General features: G+C 45.7%; 21 protein-coding genes. 9 read left to right on the top strand and 12 right to left on the bottom strand.

All coding sequences use genetic code 11. The features are described 5' to 3' along the window. Positions 1-15: 15 nt before the first annotated feature. From CIK88_RS09755 to ftsY, 4 genes are read right to left on the bottom strand one after another with little or no spacing between them, the layout of a single operon-like run. On the bottom strand, positions 16-1,284 hold the full coding sequence (locus tag CIK88_RS09755; protein ID WP_094436162.1) for an HU family DNA-binding protein: 1,269 nt from the start codon (positions 1,282-1,284) through the stop codon (positions 16-18). Next, a complete protein-coding gene (locus tag CIK88_RS09750; RefSeq protein ID WP_094389895.1) occupies positions 1,281-1,565 on the bottom strand; it encodes an HU family DNA-binding protein in 285 nt (94 codons plus the stop codon). The genes CIK88_RS09755 and CIK88_RS09750 overlap by 4 nt, the downstream gene beginning before the upstream one ends. Further along, positions 1,562-2,863 (bottom strand): 30S ribosomal protein S12 methylthiotransferase RimO, encoded by a 1,302-nt coding sequence (gene rimO, locus CIK88_RS09745; protein ID WP_094436160.1) that lies wholly within the window; start codon positions 2,861-2,863, stop codon positions 1,562-1,564. Before rimO ends, CIK88_RS09750 begins: the two co-directional genes overlap by 4 nt. Beyond that, positions 2,856-3,812: a signal recognition particle-docking protein FtsY gene (ftsY, locus tag CIK88_RS09740; protein ID WP_094389893.1), complete on the bottom strand. Its 957-nt coding sequence runs from the start codon at positions 3,810-3,812 to the stop codon at positions 2,856-2,858. The genes rimO and ftsY overlap by 8 nt, the downstream gene beginning before the upstream one ends. 364 nt (positions 3,813-4,176) lie before the next feature. On the opposite strand from ftsY, the gene CIK88_RS09735 reads away from it, so the two are divergent. Next, positions 4,177-4,950, top strand: coding sequence for an EFR1 family ferrodoxin (locus CIK88_RS09735; protein WP_094436158.1), 774 nt, complete (start codon positions 4,177-4,179; stop codon positions 4,948-4,950). Between the two features lie 21 nt (positions 4,951-4,971). On the opposite strand, the gene CIK88_RS09730 is transcribed toward CIK88_RS09735, so the two are convergent. The 3 genes from CIK88_RS09730 to CIK88_RS09720 are packed head-to-tail and all read right to left on the bottom strand — an operon-like array spanning position 4,972 to position 7,426. Further along, positions 4,972-5,646, bottom strand: a complete 675-nt coding sequence (locus tag CIK88_RS09730; protein ID WP_094389929.1) for a YggS family pyridoxal phosphate-dependent enzyme — start codon at positions 5,644-5,646, stop codon at positions 4,972-4,974. A gap of 4 nt (positions 5,647-5,650) precedes the next feature. Then, positions 5,651-6,139 carry a DUF4494 domain-containing protein gene (locus tag CIK88_RS09725; RefSeq protein ID WP_094436156.1) on the bottom strand — a complete coding sequence of 163 codons (489 nt, stop codon included), beginning with the start codon at positions 6,137-6,139 and terminating at the stop codon, positions 5,651-5,653. A gap of 45 nt (positions 6,140-6,184) precedes the next feature. Further along, positions 6,185-7,426, bottom strand: coding sequence for a hypothetical protein (locus CIK88_RS09720; RefSeq protein ID WP_094436154.1), 1,242 nt, complete (start codon positions 7,424-7,426; stop codon positions 6,185-6,187). A gap of 171 nt (positions 7,427-7,597) precedes the next feature. On the opposite strand from CIK88_RS09720, the gene htpG reads away from it, so the two are divergent. The 4 genes from htpG (at position 7,598) to CIK88_RS09695 (ending at position 14,058) form a co-directional block, all read left to right on the top strand. Further along, entirely contained in the window at positions 7,598-9,652 is a 2,055-nt protein-coding gene (gene htpG, locus CIK88_RS09715; protein WP_094436152.1) for a molecular chaperone HtpG, read from the top strand. A gap of 2,156 nt (positions 9,653-11,808) precedes the next feature. After that, entirely contained in the window at positions 11,809-12,114 is a 306-nt protein-coding gene (locus tag CIK88_RS09710) for an AAA family ATPase (RefSeq protein WP_094436202.1), read from the top strand. A gap of 682 nt (positions 12,115-12,796) precedes the next feature. Then, positions 12,797-13,297, top strand: a complete 501-nt coding sequence (locus CIK88_RS09700; protein WP_006743465.1) for a nucleotidyltransferase domain-containing protein — start codon at positions 12,797-12,799, stop codon at positions 13,295-13,297. Between the two features lie 11 nt (positions 13,298-13,308). Continuing rightward, positions 13,309-14,058: a nucleoside phosphorylase gene (locus tag CIK88_RS09695; RefSeq protein WP_006743466.1), complete on the top strand. Its 750-nt coding sequence runs from the start codon at positions 13,309-13,311 to the stop codon at positions 14,056-14,058. A 268-nt stretch (positions 14,059-14,326) separates the two neighbouring features. Here the strand turns inward: CIK88_RS09695 and CIK88_RS09690 are convergent, their stop codons facing one another. Both CIK88_RS09690 and CIK88_RS09685 read right to left on the bottom strand, forming a co-directional pair. Next, a complete protein-coding gene (locus CIK88_RS09690) occupies positions 14,327-14,944 on the bottom strand; it encodes a hypothetical protein (protein WP_005812828.1) in 618 nt (205 codons plus the stop codon). Positions 14,945-14,961: 17 nt separating this feature from the next. Next, the gene (locus CIK88_RS09685; protein WP_254046883.1) at positions 14,962-16,005 is read right to left on the bottom strand and encodes a hypothetical protein; all 1,044 of its coding nucleotides are present in this window, start codon (positions 16,003-16,005) and stop codon (positions 14,962-14,964) included. 422 nt (positions 16,006-16,427) lie between these two features. Here CIK88_RS09685 and CIK88_RS09680 point away from each other — a divergent pair, with 422 nt between their 5' ends. From CIK88_RS09680 to CIK88_RS09670, 3 genes are all read left to right on the top strand, one after another. Beyond that, entirely contained in the window at positions 16,428-16,943 is a 516-nt protein-coding gene (locus CIK88_RS09680) for a hypothetical protein (protein WP_094436200.1), read from the top strand. 129 nt (positions 16,944-17,072) lie between these two features. After that, positions 17,073-17,378 (top strand): LysO family transporter, encoded by a 306-nt coding sequence (locus tag CIK88_RS09675; RefSeq protein ID WP_094436148.1) that lies wholly within the window; start codon positions 17,073-17,075, stop codon positions 17,376-17,378. Then, the gene (locus CIK88_RS09670; RefSeq protein ID WP_094436146.1) at positions 17,375-17,977 is read left to right on the top strand and encodes a lysine exporter LysO family protein; all 603 of its coding nucleotides are present in this window, start codon (positions 17,375-17,377) and stop codon (positions 17,975-17,977) included. Before CIK88_RS09675 ends, CIK88_RS09670 begins: the two co-directional genes overlap by 4 nt. 257 nt (positions 17,978-18,234) lie before the next feature. Here CIK88_RS09670 and CIK88_RS09660 read toward each other — a convergent pair whose 3' ends face one another. From CIK88_RS09660 to CIK88_RS09650, 3 genes are all read right to left on the bottom strand, one after another. Further along, positions 18,235-18,597, bottom strand: coding sequence for a hypothetical protein (locus CIK88_RS09660; protein ID WP_094390059.1), 363 nt, complete (start codon positions 18,595-18,597; stop codon positions 18,235-18,237). An 11-nt stretch (positions 18,598-18,608) separates the two neighbouring features. Beyond that, a complete protein-coding gene (locus tag CIK88_RS09655; RefSeq protein ID WP_094436142.1) occupies positions 18,609-18,788 on the bottom strand; it encodes a hypothetical protein in 180 nt (59 codons plus the stop codon). 107 nt (positions 18,789-18,895) lie between these two features. Then, entirely contained in the window at positions 18,896-20,380 is a 1,485-nt protein-coding gene (locus CIK88_RS09650; RefSeq protein ID WP_158214671.1) for a pectinesterase family protein, read from the bottom strand. Positions 20,381-20,754: 374 nt separating this feature from the next. Here CIK88_RS09650 and CIK88_RS09645 point away from each other — a divergent pair, with 374 nt between their 5' ends. After that, on the top strand, positions 20,755-23,259 hold the full coding sequence (locus tag CIK88_RS09645; protein ID WP_094436138.1) for an alpha-L-arabinofuranosidase C-terminal domain-containing protein: 2,505 nt from the start codon (positions 20,755-20,757) through the stop codon (positions 23,257-23,259). The last annotated feature ends 79 nt before the right edge of the window (positions 23,260-23,338 follow it).

Here is a 23,338-nt window from a genome sequence, read left to right as displayed (position 1 = left end):
TGTTGTGGCCTGTTTTTAATCGTCTCGCTGTTTCTTTTTCTTCAGTTTCAAAGCAGGAATCTTGATGGTCTGCCCCTCTTTGAGTTCAGCACTTGCATTCATTTTGTTGAACACCTCAATATAGCACACCATATCGTCGCTTCCGAGTTCACGCCGTGCTATGCGTTTTAAGTTGTCTCCAGCGCGTACCTTGACTTCTCTGTCCAGTCCGGTTATTTTGTATGCTCCTGTACGCACACGGGCGTCCATCTCCGCATATTTGTCATGCAGATTCTGACTTGTTTTCTCTTGAGGCTGTTCTTCTGAAGCTGCCTTATCTTCGTGCTTTGCCTCGGTCTTAACGGCAACCGAGTCGGCTTTCAGACTATCGTTTACCAATGTGTCTGTCACAACAGGATTAACCTTGACCGCAGAAACTGTATCAGCCATTGCTGTCTGACTTGGAATTTGTCCGACACCATATAAGTAGCCGCCTACTGCCGATGCTGCCATCAGCACCAAGACCAAGAATGCCCAACCAATATTGCGATGCCAATGCGATTCTTCTTCATCTTCTTCGTAGCATGTCTGCACAGCTGATGTATTTTCTTCCGATTCCTCATCGGCAGAAGGTACTGTAGGTTCGGGAACCTCTCGGGTTGGCTCGGGAGCAACTACGGGAGTTGGTTCAGGAGCAACTTCGGCAACTGGCTCGGGAGCAACTACTGGAGCTGGTTCAGGAGTAGGTTCGGCAACTGGCTCGGGAGCAGGTTCCGGAGCAGGTTCGGGAGCAACTTCGGCAACTGGCTCTGGAGCAACTTCCGGAGCAGGTTCGGGAGCAACTTCGGCAACTGGCTCTGGAGCAGGTTCAGGAGCAGGTTCAGGCGTTCCCCCTTCACTTACAACATCAACCAAGGATTCCGATTGTTCAGAGTTATTTGTTTCGTCGGTAGTTTCTTCACTCTTCATGTCGGTAAACTCAACATCATCGTTAAGCACAACGGTTTCAAATTGCGAGAAAGGTTTGTTGACCAGTTCCTTCATCACCGCATCGGGTGTGAATGTAATTTTTGCATGACTGTCTATCAACACACGTTCACCGGTTCTGACATTGATACTCTCTCTTGCTTCTACCCGTATCATTTTGAATGTGCCGAGTCCCTTCACCTTGACAATTCCCTCTTCGTTGAGTCTGTCGTGAATCAGATCGAACATAGCCGTAGTAAACATCATGGCCTCTTTAGGTTCCAATCCGTTTTTTTCGACCAACACCTTGGCAATATTGTTGAGTGTGAGTTTGTTCATAGTCTGTCTCCTTTCAGTTTTTCTTTCCAGGTTTGTGTAGGCTTGAATGTCAGCACCAGTTTAGGTGGTACAAGCATACGTACTCCCGATGCAGGATTGACCATGATGCGCTCCATTTTCTTTTTCGTTTCAAAGAGTCCGAAATTGGGCACCACCACGCTGTTGTCATCCACGAAGGCGTCGCTCATGGCAGTAACGATATTACTCACGAGTTTCTGGGTGATTCTCTGGTCGTAACCAGTGCGCTGTGACAGCATGCTGATAAATTCCTTATTGTTCATAGTCGTGTTGTTGCATATAAGTCAAATTCCTCTGCGTCGGTAATCCGAACATCATAGAACTCCCCGATTGTCAATTCTGTTTCGCTAACTGGTATCAGGACCTCCGGGTCAACCTCTGGTGAGCAGAATTCGCTTCTTGCAATATACCATTCCCCTTCTGTTCTGTCGATGATGACGCGCATGATTTTACCCACCTTTTCCGCCTCCACCTCTGCACTAATATTCTGTTGAATGCGCATCAGTCTATCGAGTCGGTTCTGCTTCACGTCGTCCGGCACATCGTCTTTGTAGTGTTTAGCCGAGTATGTTCCGTCTTCTTCGGAGTATGCAAAAGCCCCCATTCTTTCGAATCGTGCCCATTTGGTAAACTCGATGAGTTCCTGGAAGTCCTCATCTGTTTCCCCAGGGAATCCCACCATGAGTGTTGTTCTGATGTGTATTCCCGGCACTTCCTCTCTCATTTTTCTGATGAGTTCATAGGTTTGCTCCTTGCTGACGTGTCTATGCATTCTGTCGAGCATATTGTCGCTGATGTGTTGCAGGGCAATATCGAGGTAGTTGCAGACATTCTTTTTCTCTCGCATCACTTTCAGCAGTTCCCACGGGAAGTGTGCTGGGTAGGCATAATGCAGTCTGATCCACTCCACGCCTTCTATGTCAGCCATTTTCTCCACGAGTTCGGCAATATGCTGCTTTCCGTCAATATCCACCCCATAGTAGGTCAACTCCTGTGCAATAACCTGAAACTCCTTCACGCCTTGTTTTACGAGATATTTCACCTCGTCGAGTATTTCCTCAATAGGTCTGCTTTTGTGTCGTCCCGTGATAATGGGAATGGCGCAGTATGCACAGTTTCTATCACATCCCTCAGCTATTTTCAGATACGCATAGTGTTTGGGAGTAGTAAGATGTCTGTGTGCCCCATCCGGCATTGACTCTTCCAGGTCAGCCAACAGTTGTTTGTAGTTGAATTTTCCATACCATCCATCCACTTCCGGTATTTCCGCCTCAAGGTCAGCCAGATATCGTTCCGAAAGACATCCCATGACAAAGAGTTTTTCGAGTCGTCCTTCCGTTTTAGCCTGTGCCATTTCGAGTATTGCGTCAATGCTTTCCTGCTTAGCATCTTCAATGAATCCACAGGTATTGATGACCACAATATCTCCTTGAGGTTGCTCACTATCGTGAGTCACCTCGTAGCCTTTGGCTTCGAAGAGTCCTATGAGGTTCTCGCTGTCAACAAGATTTTTCGAGCACCCCATGGTGATGAAATCTATGGTTTTCTTCTTTTTATTCATGCTTAAAGAGTGAATCTACAAACTGGGTTTTATTAAACAGTTGGAGGTCGGTCATACCTTCTCCGAGTCCGATATATTTCACAGGCACTTTGAGTTGGTCGCTGATACCTATTACCACTCCTCCTTTTGCTGTTCCGTCGAGTTTGGTAATGGCGAGTGACGAGATTTGAGTGACTGCCGAGAACTGCTTAGCCTGTTCGAAGGCATTTTGTCCTGTAGAACCGTCGAGCACCAGCATCACCTCGTCAGGTGCTTCAGGCATCACTTTCTTCATCACGTCTTTGATTTTCTTGAGCTCATTCATGAGACCCACTTTATTGTGTAGTCTTCCTGCGGTGTCTATCAGTACCACGTCTGCGCCATTGGCTTTAGCCGAACTGATGGTGTCGAACGCCACACTGGCAGGATCACTTCCCATCTGTTGTTTGACAACGGGCACTCCCACTCTTTCTCCCCAGATGCAGAGTTGTTCTACGGCAGCAGCGCGGAAGGTATCCGCAGCTCCCAGATACACTTTCTTGCCCGCCTGTTTGAATTGCCATGCGAGTTTTCCGATGGTAGTGGTTTTTCCCACTCCATTGACTCCCACCACGAGGATGACATAGGGTTTGTGGTCTGTTGGCAGATCCCACGAGTCGTTGTCGTCTGTATTGTTTTCAGCGAGAAGTGCAGCAATTTCTTCACGGAGTATTCCATTGAGTTCACTTGTGCTGACATATTTATCCCGAGCGACTCTTTCTTCGATTCGCTCAATGATTTTGAGTGTAGTATCCACTCCCACGTCGCTTGTGATAAGCACCTCTTCAAGGTCGTCTAACACATCGTCATCGACTTTTGATTTTCCAGCTACTGCACGTGCCAGTTTGTCGAACACGCTTGTTTTCGTTTTCTGCAGACCTTTGTCCAGTGTTTCTTTTTTGTCTTTATTAAAGAATCCAAATATTCCCATGATTTTTAATTTTTCTTTTTGCAAAGGTAGTGCAAACCGAGCGAAATACAAAGAAAAACACATTTTTTCTTTTATTTCCGAGGTGCAGCCTACCTAAGAGCGCAGCTCAAAGGTACGATTAAGCGAGCAGAATACAAAAAGAAAAAGCAATTTTCTTTTTTATTATTGAGCGAGAGTACCTAAGACCGCAGGTCAAAGGTAGTGCAAACCGAGCGAAATACAAAGAAAAACACATTTTTTCTTTTATTTCCGAGGTGCAGCCTACCTAAGAGCGCAGGTCATAGGTAGTGCAAACCGAGCGAAATACAAGAAAAACATTCGATTATTGTGCGCATTTACATCAATAATCATTACCTTTGCACCCATGATATTCTATTTCTCCGGAACAGGCAACACCCGATGGGTTGCCCAACAATTGTCACAAGCCACGGGCGAGCGCTTGGTGGATATTGCCCAAGCATTAAGACAGAATGCTCTCCACTACACGTTGGAGCACGACGAGCGTTTAGGCTTTTGTTTTCCCACTCATGGATGGCAACCGCCCCACATCATGCGCAACTTTATCGAGAGAGTCGCGATCACCTGTTCTCCAAACACTTACACCTATGCCGTCACCACCTGTGGCGATGACACGGGTGAGACCATGACCATCTTCAACAACGACTTACGGAAGAAGGGCTTCCATGCCTCCACCTTGTTTTCGGTCATCATGCCCGAAACCTATGTTTGCCTGCCTTTCATGTTGACCGACACACCAGCGCGCGAGCATCAGAAGATTGCCGAGGCACGCACTGTCGTGGAGCGTATTGCCGAGACCGTCAAGCGTTGCGAAACCGGTGTTGTCGAACTGGAGCGTGGTGCCACTCCCCGCCTCTATTCCTATGTGATTGGTGCGTTTTTCAACCGTTGGATGATAACCGACCGCAAATTTACCGTCGATAGTCAGTCCTGCATCCAGTGTGGTCTTTGTGCCAAGGTTTGTCCTGTGGGAGATATAGCAGGTGCACCGCCCGTGTGGTTACACAACGGACAATGCACCTGTTGTTTGTCTTGTTACCACCATTGTCCCACGCATGCCATCAATTACGGCAGCATTACGCGGAAGCGTGGCCAGTATTATTTCAAGTCCGACCAATAACCGTGGGCTGTTCCCAGGTGGTCAATAGACCCTTGGACCGAAAATAGCAGTACCCACGCGCACCATCGTGCTTCCCTCTTCCACGGCAATAGGATAGTCGTGGCTCATGCCCCATGAGCGCTGTGTGAAGTATGGCGATTCAGCAAAATAGCGTTGCTTCACCTCATCGAAGAAGTTGTGTGCGGTACGAAATTCCTGGCGTATCTGCGCTTCGTCCTCCACATAGGAAGCCATCATCATGAGACCGCAGATGCGCACATGCGCCATATTGCGCCATTCGCCCTCTTCGAGCAGTTGGCGACAGGCATCGAGTGTCAGTCCGTATTTAGTTTCCTCTTCGGCAATATGGAGTTCGAGCAGCACGTCAATCACGCGGTTGTTTTTAGCACCCTGCTTCTCTATTTCCTTGAGCAGTTTGAGCGAATCCACCGCTTCTATCATCGACACATACGGAGCGATATATTTCACCTTGTTGGTCTGCAGATGTCCGATGAAATGCCATTGTATGTCGTTGGGCAGCACCTCCACCTTCTGTCGGAGCTCCTGCTCATGGCTTTCGCCAAACACGCGCTGTCCTTCTTCGTAGGCAGCCTGGAGATACTCCACGGGATGGTACTTGCTGATAGCCACCAGACACACTCCTTCGGGCAGTCGTGAGCGCACCTCGCGAAGATGACCTTTCACATCGTAATCCATATTCTTATGCGTTTTGCTGTTCGTATTCTGGTTTGTCGTCCACCTTTGTCTTGTTGTATTCAAACACATCCATCAGGGTTGTTTCAGCCACCGATGCGATGACGTAGTCGATCATGGTTCCGCCCATCACGGCATCTATGTTGCCCACAGCGCCTTTCAGCGTTCCAGCCTGCACCAGGTAGTTGACAGCTGTACGCTTCTCCTTTTCCGTTTTTTCGTCGATGGTGATAAACTGCAGTTTAGCCTTATACCATCTGTCAGCCATTTCCTCATCGCTGAAGAAGATTTCCTTATATGGAGCTATTTTGATGTCTTTGATAGTAAACTCGCCACTGATGTATGAGGACATTTCCTCCATGATGCGTTTCTCAGCTTCGGTGAAACTGAGTGCATCAACGGTGTATGACTCGGTCACCTTCTTCTGAAGTCCATCTTCCATGGTTTTTTCGTATTGAATCTTACATTCAAACCAAATTGCTGTTCTGCTTCTCATTTTTTCTGATTATTATTTATATGTGTAATTGTATGAAAAATTCTATTATTTCTGCACCCCGTTGGCATTAGACCCCATGCCAATGGCAGCTTTCTTCTGATTGGTCAGCCGTTCGATGATTTCCGTAGCGATGGCGTGACTTCTGGCGGGGTCGATGGCAGCATCGGCAGCCAGCTCCTCCTGTGCTTTGAGCAGTTCTTTCACGTTTGATTCGCTCATCGCTCTGAAGTTTTTCTCCGTATTGCCCATATTCTTGCTGTTGTAGATCTTGGACAGTATGCGGTCGGCTTCCTTTTCATAGCGCTTGCGGAATATCTCTTCCGCCTTGGCATTGTATTCACGCTGGGTAGCCACAGCCTCTTCCGACATCGAGTCGGCAGGCACCACTCCGAGGTCTTCCGGTCTGAATCCATCGTCTATCAAGTCGTCGGTGGCGGTATGTGGGGCTGGTTTGACAAACTCGATATTCTCCTGTTCGGGCATGAGGTCGAAATAGAGCCCTACCACGAGCAACGCCACCACGGCAGCCACAGCCAGCGTCACCAGCGACCGATAGGTTCCCCGTCTGCGGTCTATGCTGCGTAGCATGTCTTCTGGCGAGGCATAGCGGTCCTCCGGCATCTGTGCGGTGGCTTTTTTGAAAGCCTTCCGGTAAGCCAACGGCAGTTGTGCATCGGCAAAGACCGTCTCCAACAGTTTTCCTATCGAATAGATGTCGCAACGCTCGTCCACGGTTCCACCTTCGAGCACCTCCGGTGCCACATAGTCAGCTTTTCCGTCGGCATAGAAAGCCTTCTGGTCGCTCAGCGCCTGATAGTAGGAACCACACGAGAGGAGCATGACAGCCTGATCGCCCTTTCGGAGGAATACGGTCTGTGGCGAGAAGCACACATAGTGCAGTCCGTGACTGTGCAGGAAGGCGGCAGCCTCCAGCAGTCCGCGCGTAAACTGCTCCATGAAATGGGGTTCAGCCACAATGGCAGGATGCTCGTTGAGCACATGACACAAAGGCACATACTGACCAGGTTCCAAGTCGAGTCGTGTAATCTCCCCCTGTTCCACCACAGGACGGAAGTGTATGATGTGACTGTCAGCAAGTGACAGGTTGCGGTCACACTCGGCTTTCAGAGCTTCACCAAACTTGATATTGTCGAGCATTTCTTTTCGCACATGGACCACACTGCGATACTTTCCGTCGATCTGCATGCGGCAGAATTCGCCAATCGGCAGTTCTGTCTGATAGAGTCGTCCTTGTCGGCGTGTGGCCAGAAGTTCTTCGTAGTTCATCGTTGATACTTTTAGAATTATGTGGCGCAAAAGTAATCATAATTTCTGAACCGAACAACAATAGTGCTGTTTTTTTCATCCCTTTTCTCAAAAATCGATGACAGCATCAGAAGATTGGCACGCAATTTGCAAAGTGTATGTCATAGCAAACAAAACATAAGATATACTATCATGCAAAAAGGTAATATTGGGGTTACTACAGAGAACATCTTCCCCGTCATCAAAAAGTTTCTCTATAGCGATCATGAGATTTTCCTTCGTGAAATGGTGTCCAACGCTGTCGATGCCACTCAGAAGCTCAAGACACTCGCTCAGCAGGGTGAGTTCAAGGGCGAACTGGGCGACCTTGCCGTGCGTGTCAGCCTCGATGCCGAGAAAGGCACTATCACCATCAGCGACCGCGGTATCGGTATGACCGAAGAGGAAATCGACAAATACATCAATCAGATTGCATTCTCTGGCGTGAACGACTTCTTGGAGAAGTACAAGGACAATGCCAACAATATCATCGGACACTTCGGACTCGGTTTCTACTCTTCGTTCATGGTGGCGAAGCGGGTGGATATCATCACCAAGAGCTACAAAGATGGCGCAAAGGCTGTCAAATGGTCATGCGACGGCAGTCCTGCCTACGAGATCGACGAGGCAGACAAGGCTGACCGCGGTTCCGACATCGTGCTCCATGTAGATGACGACTGCAAGGAATTCCTGGAGAAGAACAAGATTGAAGAATTGCTCAATAAATACTGCAAGTTCATGGCCGTGCCCGTGGTATTCGGCAAGAAACAGGAGTGGAAAGACGGTAAGATGCAGGATACCGATGAAGACCATGTCATCAACAGCGTAGAACCCCTCTGGACCAAGGCTCCCTCAACCCTCAAGGATGAGGACTACAAGTCGTTCTACCGCACCCTCTACCCCATGCACGACGAACCCCTTTTCTGGATTCACCTCAATGTGGATTACCCCTTCAACCTCACGGGTATTCTCTATTTCCCACGCATCAAGTCCAACATCGAACTGCAGCGCAACAAGATTCAGCTCTACTGCAACCAGGTGTTTGTCACCGACCAGGTGGAAGGCATCGTGCCAGAGTTTCTCACCCTGCTCCATGGCGTCATCGACTCACCCGACATTCCTCTGAACGTCAGCCGCAGCTACCTCCAGAGCGACCGCGAGGTGAAGAAGATTTCCACCTATATCACCAAGAAGGTTTCCGACCGCTTGCAAGCCATCTTCAAAGAAGACCGCAAGGGCTATGAGGAGAAATGGGACGACCTGAAACTCTTCATCAACTACGGTATGTTGAGCGACGAAAACTTCTACGACCGCGCCAAAGACTTTGCCCTGCTCAAAGATACCGAAGGCAAATACTTCACTTTCGAGGAATACAGACAACTCATCGAGAGCACTCAGAAAGACAAGGACGACACCCTCGTCTATCTCTATGCCACCGACCGCGAAGAGCAGTACAGCTACATTCAGGCTGCCAAAGACAAGGGTTACAGCGTGCTCCTGCTCGACGGACAGCTTGACGTGCCTGCCATCCAGATGCTCGAACAGAAGTTTGAGAAGAGTCGCTTCACCCGTGTCGATGCTGACATCATCGACCGCCTCATCGTGAAAGACGATGCGCCAAAAAGTACCTTGAGCGACGACGAGTCTGCCAATTTGTCATCTGTATTCCGTTCTCAGCTTCCCCATCTCGACAAGACCGAGTTTATGGTCGAAGTTCAGGCGCTCGGTGCCAATGCCCGTCCTGTCATGATCACCCAGAACGAATACATGCGTCGTATGAAGGAGATGAGCCGCTTCCAGGCTGGCATGAATTTCTATGCCCAGATGCCCGACTCGTTCAACCTCGTGCTCAACAGCGACCATCCCCTTGTGAAACGCGTACTCGACGAGTGTGGTTCATCTACAGCCGATGCCCTCAAACCCATCGAGAGCGAATTGCGCGGACAAGAGGCTCGTTTGGCTGCCCTGCGCCAGTCGCAAGAAGGCAAGAAGCCCGAAGAACTCTCACAGGAGGAGAAAGACGACAAAGCCAACACCGAGAAGGCCATCGCCGAGCAGAAAAACAAGAAGCAGCAGTTGTTTGCCGACTTTGGCAAGCAGAACGCTGTCGTACATCAGCTCATCGACCTTGCACTCCTGCAGAACGGCATGCTCAAGGGCGAAGCGCTCGACAAGTTCTTGCAGCGTAGCGTTGAGCTCATCAAATAAAGCGTTTTCATACGCTCCATGATCACAATCCCGACCCGCTCTCAACCGGTGTGGTCGGGATTTTTTTTGTTTCTTCCCGTCGGTTTTTATCTTTTTATCGACCTCGCCCCCCTACCATTGCCACCCGTTTTTGCTTTTCAAAAACTGTTATACTGTTATATTGTCACGCTTATATTGTCACACTGCGTTAACATGTCCTTGATGCGTCCCATTGGAAAATGGCAAGTCGTTTTCCCGTTTTTTCGATTAGTTTGTTGTAGCAATAAATTAGCAATATCGCACCCATTCCCACATCGTCGGTTTCTCCTTTTCAGTTCCCATGTTCCTCCCATTTTGTCCCATCGTTGTCCGCCTAATTTTGGGATTTAGTGCGGATTCACTGGTGACTTACTGAGGAGTTGCCCACGTCTGTGTGCGGACGGAATGTTCTGTGCGATGAGTGATTCTCTCTTGAACCACGGTGCCGCCTATCTTGGACGCCAGTGCAAAGGTACGAAGAAAAATAATCGGTTGTTCCACTTTTCCCACGGCTTGTGACCACTTTTCCCACGGCTTGTTACATTTCTCTGTGTATCAGTTGGTTACAAAAGCCAAATTTTGAAGTATAAATCTTGGTGATTATCGTATATTGCTGAATATAAGGAAGATAGGTGGAGCACTATACTTTTATTGGCTTGAAGTTGTGGTAGGATCATGGTTGCGATGTTAGGTGCTGTAAAGAAAAGAGCCGAAAACGGTATTTTTCAGTGAAACGCAAAAATGGCGTTACAGCGTTACAATATAACAATATAACAGTTTTGAAAAAACAAAATCAAAATTTCGAGCCAAAATTTTATATATATAATATATATATATATATTTATATATATATATTTATATATAAGTTATATATGTTATATTTTGAAAAATTGACTTCTTCTCTTTTCTGCGGCAGTTTTTGCTAAACGAAAACTGTTATATTGTTATATTGTAACGCTGTTATGCTTGTCACATGTAAATAGTTTTTAACACTCATAGATGCGTGTCTAAACCCAAAATAGAGAAATCGAGCGTTATTCTTCCCATTTCTTTTTGTCATTTTGAAAATATTTACTACTTTTGTCGCTAAAATAAAAAGCCCACATAAAAATCCTGATCATGACCACATACAGATTCGCGATTACCGGACTACGTCACCATGACTTTGCCAACAGACTCGATGAACTCTACGACAAGGCTATGGGGAAGCGTATGTCTTAAAAAGAATCATTCTTTGAGTGTCACAATCAGGCAAATTTATTAACAATATATTATCACTTTCCTAACATTGTGTATAGATAAAAAATCGTACATTTCCGACATCATAAGAGAAAAACCAATGTCAATCGCAAGCGTTACAGTTTGACAGTTGACAGTTTCCAAAAACGAATTTTTTGCGTTACAAGCGTTACAGTATTACAGTTTTTGAAAAGCAAAAATATCGCATGGTTTTTACTTTTGTCCTTACAGGACGTGGTTAGATATGCTATATGATGTCCTCAGGGCGTTGCCCTGGGCTATGGAAGCCATTGGGCTTTCAGACCGCCGTTGATTGTATGGAATTCCATGTGTTCCGTGGATTCGTAATTCCGTGTTGTAATACGTAACTTTGCACCACCAAAATTTCGTAAGGTTGTGCCACGTGTCCTCTGTGTGCTCCGTGGATCCGCTTTGCTTGTCGTGTTACCAGACCGCCACTACTTATTTGGTTACTAATGCCCCGAATGGGGCAATATTTTCATAGCCCAGGGTAACGCCTTGGGTATGTACAATTATTTTACAGAACGTCCTGTAAGGACAAAAGTAAAACCCGTGAAATTGTACGCACGGGACAACGCCATTCATTCCCAAGCGTTAGAAATAACAAATAACAGATAACAGATAACAGTTTCCAAAAACAATTTCTGCGTTACAAGCGTGACAATATAACAGTATAACAGTTTTTGAAAAGCAAAAAAAAGGAAGTACAAGGGAACTGAGTGGAACAGAACTGTCCCTGTTTCCCGTCCCTGTTTTATTTATCTGATTTTCAGTGTTTGCTCGGTTAATAAATGTTATAAAAATGGCTTTGCCTTACCAAAACGATTACCCTATTCGGAATTTATTGTAAATTTGCAGTAAAATCGGAATAAATGATTATGGCAACGTATGTAAATAGACAGATTTATCTGCAAAAGCTGATTCATCGGCGAGACAATGGTGAGGTGAAAATCATTACGGGGACTCATCGATGTGGTAAGTCGTGGCTTCTGAAAAAGGTTTATCATGACTATTTGGTGAGTCAAGGTGTACCTAAGAAAAACATAATCATGGTGTCTTTTGATGTGGATGAGGATATTACTGGGGAGGATTTGACCAATCCGATGGTTCTGAAACGCTATCTCTATTCCAAGATAATAGATGAAGATGCCAGCTATTATGTATTTCTTGCCGTAGGCAACTAAAAAAATCCACGGACCACACGGAGAACACAGAGAAAGATTTTCGTAGGATGATAAAGACCACTCTCTCAGACTTCAAACTTCAGACTTCATTTTTGCGTTACAATCCTTACAGCTTACAGTATTACAGTTTTTGAAAACGATTTTTTTGCGTTACAGTTTGACAGTTGACAGTTTCCATAAATGAATTTTTTGCGGTACAAATAACAGATAACAGTTTTGGAAAAGAAAAAAACAGGGAAGATTCTGTGATTGTACCCACTCATTATCTTCTTCTTGAGAATCTGCTTCCGAATTGTAAAGTGCTAAATATCAACACTCCCAAAAAGCAAAAAGTACCAAAAGAAACAAACTGGAAACAAAAATTTCAAAAACCCCAAAATGAAAACATCTGCTTAACATATCTTAACACGGAAATGAACGGAAATTTTCATTTTCTATCATTTTGTGCTGCGTTCCTGAAGGTGCAAAATCAGGTATTGTGAACCTTATTGTCGTTTCAGCAATCAGGTTGAAAAAATGGCTTTAGTTGGAAAAATGTGCACGAAAAGTGGGCTTTTCAGGTGGCATTTTATAGTATTTTCTGCGAAAATACAGTTGTATGTTTAACTTTCTACGTATAAGTCTCTTTAGTCTCACGGAATTTTATTAACTTTGCACCAAAGTTTATTTTAATTGCAATTTTATGGTCACTTATTTTGATGCATGTGAGATTCTTGAAATGCTGTCTGAAGCATCTGTAAAGGTGTTTCTGGACGGCGGTTGGGGTGTCGATGCACTTATAGGCAGAGAAACAAGAATACATAACGACATCGATCTGTTCGTAGAGAAGAAAGACTATGGTAAGGCCATATCCGTGATTACCTGGAAGGGATACAGAGAAGTTGTAATGGACTATACGACCGATAGCCATACTGTCTGGAAAGATGACAACGGAAGAATAATCGATCTGCATTGTTTCGAATATGTCGAAGATGGAATTCTATATGACGGATACACTTTCCCAAGCGAAACTTTCTCAGGTAAAGGAAATATCGGGAATATTGAGGTAACATGCATAAACCCGGAGGCACAGGTACAGTTCCATCTTGGATATGAATACGATGAAAATGATGTCCACGACGTCCTGTTATTATGCAGAACTTTCAATCTTGAGATACCGGAGCAATATAAAACTCACATCTGATTCAATATGCTATGATTACTGATAGTTATGATATTGAAACTGAACCAATGATCAATCTGTTTGATTTCTACGGCAGACGTGGAGATTTTGCAGATATATGCCTGATAATATTCTCGAAGGAGATTCATCGGCATTTACTTGATTCCTACGAATCTGAAATTATTGCAACTATGCCGGCTTGCAATGGCGATACGCATATCTATAAAACAACTTATAAAGGAGTTACGATAACTTTCTACCTGTCAGGAATAGGTTCAGCAGTAGCATCCTCTCAATGTCATCTTGCAAGCTGGCTAACTGGAGCATCAAAGTTCATTATGTTCGGTTCCTGTGGCAGTCTTGACCGTACAACCACACAAGGTAGATTTATCATACCGACACAAAGTTACAGAGGGGACGGGTGTTCATATTATTTTGCAGCACCATCCGACTATATTGATATAGCCGCAAGCAAGGAACTTTCCATAATTTTCGACAAATTATCTGTACCATATATTACAGGTAAAATATGGACGACAGATTCGATGATCAGAGAAACAAAAGGACTTGTACGCAAACGTATGGAAGAAGGGTGCATCGCTGTAGAAATGGAATTGGCTGGAGTTCAATCTGTGTGCGACTTCTACAATTTGAAGTTGTATGCTTTTTTTGAAACAGGTGACATTTTGGATACAAATGGATATGAAGCCAAAGGCTTGAACAATGCCAACCATAGTTTAAACAAACTTTATATTGCTTTAGAAACGGCAACCTACATCTGAAGTATATCAGAATTGTAAATTCCCATTTAGCGGACTATATAAAAAGTATTCCATAACCATCTATACGTGGTTTACGGAATGCTTACTTTATAACAATTAGGTTTACACTCGTTTATTTTGACGGTGCAAAGTTACTCATGCTATCTGGCTCCCACAACGGGCAATAGTGCACATTTTCAAGAAAATGACGTTTTCAAGAAAAAAAATATCCCTACAAACTTAGACTATGCCAAGTTTCGTAGGGATTTTGGAGGGTATAAACATTAGATTACTTCGTCCAGTGGTAGTGACTGTCGAGCATCAGGAAGATAGCCAAGCCGAAAATAACGAGTCCAAGGACAAAGAAGAACCAGAAGAAATACTGCACATAGTGTCCGAGGTAGGTTCCGTCGTACTCCTTGTACCTTTCCTGAACCCTTCTACGTTCTTCATAAAACATTTGATTGACCTCACGGATATGCTTCTGCATCTGAGTGGTCATCCATTCATGTTGTTTGTCGAACATGTCCTGAATCTTCTTCCAGTCAACATCATCGACTCTGACTGAAACCTTCAACTTGGTTGGGGCATCCTTCAGAACATTGTCAATGTGGGTATTGATGGTGTCAACCTTACCACTGATAGTGTCAACGGCATTGCCAAGAGCAGTCTGAGCTGAATTGTACTTACGGATGGCAGACTCCAGTTGAAGAGTTGCATTGATCCAAGTGTTGGTCGCTTTGTCAATGTTCTCACTCAACTGCCTGAGTTCAGGCGCACGACTGACAACAGCATCCTCGGCATCATGCTCTTCAATCTCTTCCTGGACTTCGTTCATCATGTCATCGAAGTCAGGCTTCTGCTCGTCATCTTCGATGAGTTCTTCTACATGTTTTGTTCTTCTCATTGATATGTAGGATTTGTCTAACGGTGGAATGAACGTCTTTTCTGCGGTGGCTTGCACATGGCATGAGCCATCTGGAGGCAACGGCGAGCCCGCTCACGCTCGTCTTCGTCATCATCCTTACCCCAACCAGAGGAAGGAGCAGAACCACCACCGCCACAAGATTCGGACACGGTTGTTGCTGCATCAATCATATCAAGGAAGAGAAGCATACCTACATGAGAAATGTCCTCTCTTGATGCAGTCATATCAGAATCAGGAACCTGAACCTCATTGAGGAAGATGTCCTTGACCGTGTTCGGAATATAGATTCTCTTCATTTCACCGCTAACATTGACATTGAAGGCAGTCTTGGTAGCAACTGGCAATGGCTTAGAATTGGACTGGGTAGGTTTCGTTGTCTGAGCAACATGGCGAGCAGGGCGAGCCGGTGAAACGGAAGGTGAAGCAGGTCGCATCTTGACCTGAGTAGGCTTAGGATGCATCTTCTTCCATGTGGCTTCAAGCTGTGATACCATGAACTTTCGACCGATGGCAGAAGCCTTGAACACTGAGGCATTCTTGCCGATGGTGTAGCCCACAAGTTTGCAGTTAGTAGTGTCATACCTTGGATTGACCTCATAGCCTCTCATGCGAAGCATATCAAAGTAACGGTCAATGTCGAAACTATCCATCTTCTGAAGGGTATATTCGCAAAACTCCGCTATATCTTGTTGGCGCATTTCACGAACCTCCTGAGGTTGCTCCCAACCATGCCTTGCGTTGATAATTTCCGCAGCCCTTATTGCTCTGATGTGAACATCGTGAACATCGTTGGTCTTGCCGTCATTATCCACACGGCAACAGTCAAGATGCAGGTGAAGGGTTCCAGACTTGGAATCCCGATGCAAGGCAGCAACACTCATAGAATTGCGGAAATTGGTCTTGACCTTCTCCTTAAAGCCTTTGGGTAAAAGTCCGACTGAATCCAAAGCTTCCAATCCTTCATCAGCGAGGTTTGCCCAGTCATCCAAGGTATATTTCTCTGACTCTTCCTTGGATGGGGAGAGTACAAACGTGGTCATGAAGCGTTCCAACTTTCGCCCAACAGTCCTGTCCTGTTGATGCAACTGGCAGGGTGTCACAGGGACAGGTCATTGACATCTTGATTATTGGGGCTTTTTTCAATTCTTACAGCTTACAGTATTACAGTTTTTGGAAAGGAAAAATAGGTTTCGCGAGGACTGTTCCTGTTTCTTGGACAACGCCAATGTCAATCGCAAGCGTTACAGTTGACAGTTGACAGTTTCCATAAACCATATTTTGCATTTCAAGCGTTACAGTTACAGTATTACAGTTTATGAAAGCAAACGTCAGGGTGCACGGATTTTTTATTGCCACGTAAATCTGTTAAAATTATGATTCTTTCCATTAATTATCAAGATATTTTCGTAACTTTGCCATGATCTATTTGATCAATAACACATATTCTAAAAAACGTGACACCATGATAACGGAAGAACGACTAAAGGGTGCGTATAGTGAAGGAGAGGCATTGGCCATTTATAATGAGGTGAAACAATCGGGAGACCTCATAGGCTTTTGTCGCACCTATATGAATCACGAAGACTATCAAGTGGCTCGCAATGCACTTTGGGGAGTGACCAAGGCCAGCAAAGCGGAGCACGCACAGCTGCAACCACTACTCCACCCGCTCATAGATTTAGCGATGCAGACCGACAACGCTTCTGTTCGTCGCCTGTCGCTCCATCATATTGAGCGCTTGAAACTGGAAGAAGATGATCTTCGCACCGACTTCCTTGACTTCTGCTTAGCCCACATGGTCAATCCTGATGAGTTTCCCAGTATTCAATCTCTCTGCATGAAGATTGCCTATCGGATGTGTAAGTTCTATCCAGAACTGATGGGAGAGTTTATGCACACCATAGAGAGCATGGACATGACTTTCTACAAGCCAGCGGTGAAATGTGTCAGAAGCAGGCTTTTAGGCAGTAAGCGTTAGACTACGAATAGCGCTGTCATCAATCCAAAGCGTGACAATATAACAGTATAACAGTTTTTGAAAAGCATAACAACGAAAGTTGGGGAAATGCGTTCCAAACAGGAAACGGATAAGTAAAACGAGAAAACGATGCTCAAGATTGTAATGATTATGCTATGCGGAATAGGTACGGGTTACCTGCTCCGCAACCAGAAAATGAGTTTTATCGGCCGTATCATCACGGCACTTATTTGGGTACTCCTATTCCTCCTCGGCATCGAGGTAGGATCGAATCCAAGTATCGTCAATGGTCTCCAGACGCTGGGTCTCGAAGCCATCGTATTAACGCTGGGCGGCAGTATCGGCAGTGCAATCTTTGCTTGGGCATTATGGAGATATGTAACAGCCAAACAGAAAGACAAGACATCGGTTGAACAGGAAGGAGGCAAGGCATGAAAGGCAGTCTGATTATCGTAGGCTTCTTTGTCCTCGGCATCATCGTGGGATTGTGTGACGTGATTCCCGACAGCTTTGTAAATAGCGACGTCAGCTATTATACCCTTTGCTGCCTGATGTTCTGCGTAGGCATCAGCATCGGTTGCGACACTTCTGTACTGAAGAGTTTCAAAGAGGTCAATCCTCGTTTGATGATGCTTCCCATCATGACCATTCTGGGCACGTTGGCAGGATGCGCTGCAGTATCTATCCTATTGGGGCATCGTCAACTTACCGACAGTCTGGCGATAGGTTCTGGATTCGGCTACTACTCTCTGTCGAGCATCTTCATCACCCAATACCGTGGTGCAGAACTTGGTACCATCGCTTTGCTTGCCAACATCAGCAGAGAGATTCTCACCCTGTTGTGTGCCCCACTGTTGGCGAAGTATTTTGGAAGATTGGCACCTATCAGCGTAGGGGGTGCCACCACGATGGACACTACCCTCCCCATCATTACCCGTTATTCGGGTGAGAGTTTCATCATCGTGTCCATCTTCCATGGCTTCTGTGTAGATTTCTCCGTGCCATTCTTGGTTACATTCTTCTGTTCGTTCTAACTTCATAGAAATTGACAGTATGTCTGAGCTTGGGCAGTTTGCTCTCGGAATAGGACATTTGTCTCGGAACGAACAATATTAAACCAAGATTCTTCTTATGATAAAGAAGTGAAAGACATTCATAATTCAATATTATTTCACCAGCCTGTTTCAATGGCTCGTTGTTGGGGACAAATGTACGAAAAAAATCCCGTGAGTCGTATGCCACCCACGGGATTTTATGGTTATTTAATAGAAAATACTTAGAGCCAGGCATGTTAATTGTATAATTCTGGGTCGCCCTGCGAACGGTCAACAAATTCCTCGTCGTATTCCTCGCCTGGTATCAGGTCATCGAAATCAGGGTCGTCGTAAGGGTCTCGGTCATCGTCATCTGTTCCAATGATAATTCCTCCTTTTCCCTTTTTGGTGCTGACAGATTTTCTTATGCTGTCATTATGTAGCCTAATAGAGTCAAGCCCCCGCTGGACTGCCTCTCGGCGCTTATTATCCCAACGGCGAAATTCTTCTTTTTGTTTTCGCTCTTGCAGGGCATAGTAGGCTGTGCAACCAAATAGGCAGCCCATAACAAGGACGGTTACCCATAAGCCTCTCCAAAACTCTTTGCTTAGTTTTTTCATTGTGTTCCTACTTAATGGCGATGATACTTTTTCAGAGTTCCCTGTATGAGGATATTGGCCTGCTCCTCGGCAGCCTCATTAGGCTTGAACTCTGACATGTGAATAGAATTGTTCTGTCGCTTTATATATTCCCATACATCGGGATATTCCTTGAACGTATATTCGCTTTCGCGTCGGAATACTGGACTCATAATCACTTGTTATTTGGCGCAAATTTACAAAAAGTTTCTGGAATAACTTTCGCAAGTGAACAAAAATCAGCTTGAGAAAGTTGTAATAGGTATTCTCTTTTTTTAGCCTACCAGTTCAGCACCCACCTTGCATCAGCGTATTTTCCTATCAGCTCAGCATCCTTGATGGCATCAAGCTGGCGAACATACTGGTGTCTCCGGCTGACATCTATAGCCTTACCATACTTGTCATGGCTGTTGAATTCCAACAGGGTGACCGTAGGTTCAGCCACAGGTTCAAAGCCTATGGCAGGCACACCGTCCAACGTGCAGTTGAGCAACACACATTCAGAATGAGGATAGGGCTTTCCATGGTTGTGTGGCAGACGAGCGATCACAGCATTCTCACCCAATCCCTTAAAGGTACAGTCGTTGAAGATGTTACCATGGTTTTCGGCCGTATTTCTTATCCACATGAAGGGGCCATGAGTGGAAATGGTACAATGATTGAAGTATGACGGACCTCTGCCTAAGACCGTATCTCCTCCTCCATCTATGATGCAGTTGAGCCAGTAGGCCGATCCGTTCGCTTGAAGAGCATCTCCGTCGCCAATGACATGTACGTTCTCAGAAAAGTTTCTCTCACCATTGAGCAGGAACCCCTCAGCCTGTCCCTTACAATCGGTCTTGAAGGTGATGTTCTTGAAAATCATATCAGCGCAATTGTCAGCAGCTACCGCAGCACGACGTGAGGGGAATGTTCCCTTCACCTCGTTGGTCTTGATGTCAACAGGATGAGGATTGAAAACCTCGTTATTGGGATAATGCACCACAACCCCATCCATAGATTCACCTTGAATGGTCACAAACCGCTTATTACGGAAATACACCAGTTCTTCATAGTCGCCATTCTTCACAAAAACAGTTTTCCTACTCGCTTCCGAGGGCAACGAGTCTGGCATCCAATCCATGGCACCCTGCAGAGTGGAGAAATCTCCGCTTCCATCAGCAGCCACCACCACCTGAGATTTATCTGTTGAAGGAGCCTTTGCCTTGGTAGTAAACTTCCATGATTTCTTGCCATTCCATCCCTCGATGACTCCCTTGCCTATCTTAATTTCATACTCATGTCCGTAATCCAACATATTGTTGTGTAGATAAACAGTAGCCTTATTACCATGACAGATAACAGGATAGAAGTGGAAGGCATCAGAGAATCCGCCGATAATCGTCTTCTGATACTTGCGCTTATCTTCTTTGGCAGCACCCGATGGAGTGCCCGGACGTGTGTTACGATTGGTAATATGCTCCGACTTATAGATATAAGGTACAGGAGTATATGTTGCATGAGGATTAACAGGCTGTCCTTCTGTTGGCCCTGCCGGAACGGACATGTCGATTTTGTCAACCACCTTGTTAGTGGTTTTGTCAAACACCGTGACAATCCCCTTTGTGCCCGCCTTTACCGGTTGGTCAAACTCAATAATGAGATGTGTGTCGATGTTGATGTTGTGAGCATTCTCCTTAGGATAAAAACCTACTGGAGACTGTGCCAGCAGTTTCATACATACGATGAAAGCTGCCATTGTAATAAAGATTCGTTTCGTAGTCATTGTTTTTAAGTTGTTTGGAGTTGCAATATTACAAAAAAACATTGAGAAATCCTATATTTTTAAAGGAATTATTATTGGATAGCAATAAAACACATTTTTCGCATGTGGGGAAGTTAGGGAAGTTAGAGAGAAGTTAGAGAGAAGTTAGAGAGAAGTTAGAGAGAAGTTAAGGGACAAATGTCCTACGTCTTACGGCAAAAGGCTATTGTCTCTTAACTTCCCGAACGACCGTAGGATATCATTCCCGTATTTCTTATGCTTTGATGTTGCACAATTCATAATAATTACTTATCTTTGCAAAGCAGAAAACAAGTTTCGGTCTGACGGAACATGCAAACGAACTTGATATACTTAATAGACAACAGACCCGAGATATGATGAAACCTAAGCACCTACTCTCCTGGATAGCCTTGCTGACCGCAATGGATATGAGCGGATCCCCCATGGATCAGGATGAACCTGCGTATAAAATCGTGAATCAGGATTCTACTTGCCAAATCTTTGTTTATTCTCCTGCAGCAAATCAAGGCTTACATCTGGCTTATCTCACCGATGATGACCGGTGGATAGACGTCGGGCAGCTGTGCACCAGCGATTTCGGTCCATGGGGTAGCGAGAAGAAGATGTATCGCCCGTTTGTGACAAAAGCAAACGATGGTACATGGCGTGCGCTATGGAGCGTAAACAACAGTTCGCCTCAGTTTGCCGTGGCTTATTCTGAAGATCTGGTAACATGGCGTCCTCAGGACTACCCCATCGTGAAAGAGAAGGGTATCAAGGATGTGGTTGCCTATCAGATGGACGATGATTCTTTCAACATCTATCTACAGACAGCCGAGGGCAAGCGATATGTACATGCAGACAAGGATTTCCGCACCTTTTTAGAGGATTCCATAGAAGCCGTTGCCGACGATATACTTTGGCAACGCGACACAGTTACCATCAATGGCAAGGTGTTGGAAGGCAACGCCTTCAACATCCCCGCCATCCATCTCGATTATATTCGGGCATGGCATAAGGCACTTGCTGACGACAACAAGGAGAATGGCAGACCCTTGCCGCACACCGAGGCAGAACTTCAGGCCTACCTGAAGGAAAAGCATGTGAAGTTGGGAGCCGGTAATGAGATTACAGCCCAACTGCAAATCCAAACCCACAAGTCGCATCGCATCTCAGACAAACTCATCGGCATCTTCTTTGAGGATATCAGCCGTGCTGCCGATGGTGGTCTTTGTGCCGAGTTGTTGCAGAACGGCGACTTTGAGTATCATGGCGAGAGAAAAGGATGGAAGGCAACTACAGCATGGCAGGGACTGGAGACCGTATCTGCCATTTCAGTAGAAAATGGAGTCAGCAAGAACAATCCTCATTATGCTATTCTGACAGATAATCCTATTTATAATATCGGTTGGGAGGGCATCCACATCAAGCATGCCACCTATGATGTGAGTTTGTTTGCCCGTTGTATGGACGGGAAGAAGAAGCAACTCACCATAGCCTTGGTGGATGCAGAGAATAACATCGTGGCCAAGACCAAAGTGAAGATACAAGGTGACCAATGGAATGAATACAAGAGTCAACTGGTGGTTTCCGATAAATATAAGGACGAACCGGGCAAAGCCATCCGTTTCGCTGTCATCCCTAAAGGCAAAGAAAGAATGGCAGTGGATATGCTGAGTCTCATGCCTCGCGACACTTACAAGGGACATGGCCTGCGTAAGGATTTGGCCGAGGTGATTGCCGATTTGCACCCTCGCTTCGTCAGATTCCCCGGTGGTTGCATGCTGCATGGTCAAGGACTGGAGAACATCTACCATTGGAAAGAAAGCGTAGGACCGCAGAAGGACCGCAAGCCGGCATTCAACATTTGGAACTACCACCAGACCCGCAAACTGGGATTCTTTGAGTATTTCCAATGGTGCGAAGACATGGGTGCAGAGCCTCTGCCGGTGTTGGCAGCCGGAGTGCCTTGCCAAAATTCACAACCTAATGCCAAGGGCATCTGCGGTCAGCAAGGAGGCATCCCTATGGCCGACATGCCTCAGTATGTCCAAGATGTGCTCGACTTGGTGGAATGGGCAAATGGCGACCCTGCCACGTCAGAATGGGCGAAGATGCGGGCAGAGGCAGGCCATCCAGCTCCTTTCAACCTGAAGATGGTGGGCATTGGCAACGAAGACCTGATTTCTACCGATTTCAAACAGCGCTATCTGATGATTTGCAAAGCCTTGAAGGAGAAACATCCAGAGATAGAAGTAATAGGAACCGTAGGCCCGTTCCACTATCCATCTTCGGATTATATAGAGGGATGGAAAATTGCCAAGGAGCACAGGCAATGGATTGATGCCGTGGATGAACACTACTACGAACAACCGGGATGGTTTATCAATCATCAAGACTATTACGACAACTACGACCGCAAGGCACCGAAGGTTTACCTGGGTGAATATGCTGCCAACGGAAATAACGAGCTCGACCGTGCCCTTGCAGAAGGAATTCATCTCTGCAACATAGAGCGTAATGGCGATGTGGTTGAAATGACATCCTATGCTCCCCTACTCTGCAAAGACGGTTATCACAACTGGAATCCTGATATGATCTACTTCGACAATAGCGAGAACATCCGCCTTACCGAGAGTTACAAGATTCAGAAGATGTTCGGACAGCATGCCGGCGATACGTATATCGCTTCGGAACTGAATCTGCCAGCAGCCTTGAAACGCTACGTCGGTACAAGCGTGGTGAAGGATTCAAAGACGGGCAAGACATGGCTCAAGGTGGTGAATGCATTACCTCGTGTGCTCAAACTCAATCTGAATGGTCTTGGCAACAAAACTGTAGAAATACAGCCTCGCTCTTCGCAGGTCATCGAACTATAGGCGCCATTCTGCTGCAACAGAAATAGTCTGATCAAGCAAGTCATGACATGAGAAAGTGGTTATTTTCCCCACTTATTGA

It is taken from the genome of Prevotella sp. P5-50 (genome assembly GCF_002251295.1).
In the GTDB taxonomy this organism is placed as follows: Bacteria; Bacteroidota; Bacteroidia; order Bacteroidales; family Bacteroidaceae; genus Prevotella.
The sequence above is the reverse complement of the archived record's forward strand: the minus strand, read 5'-3'. Positions and strand labels throughout refer to the sequence as shown.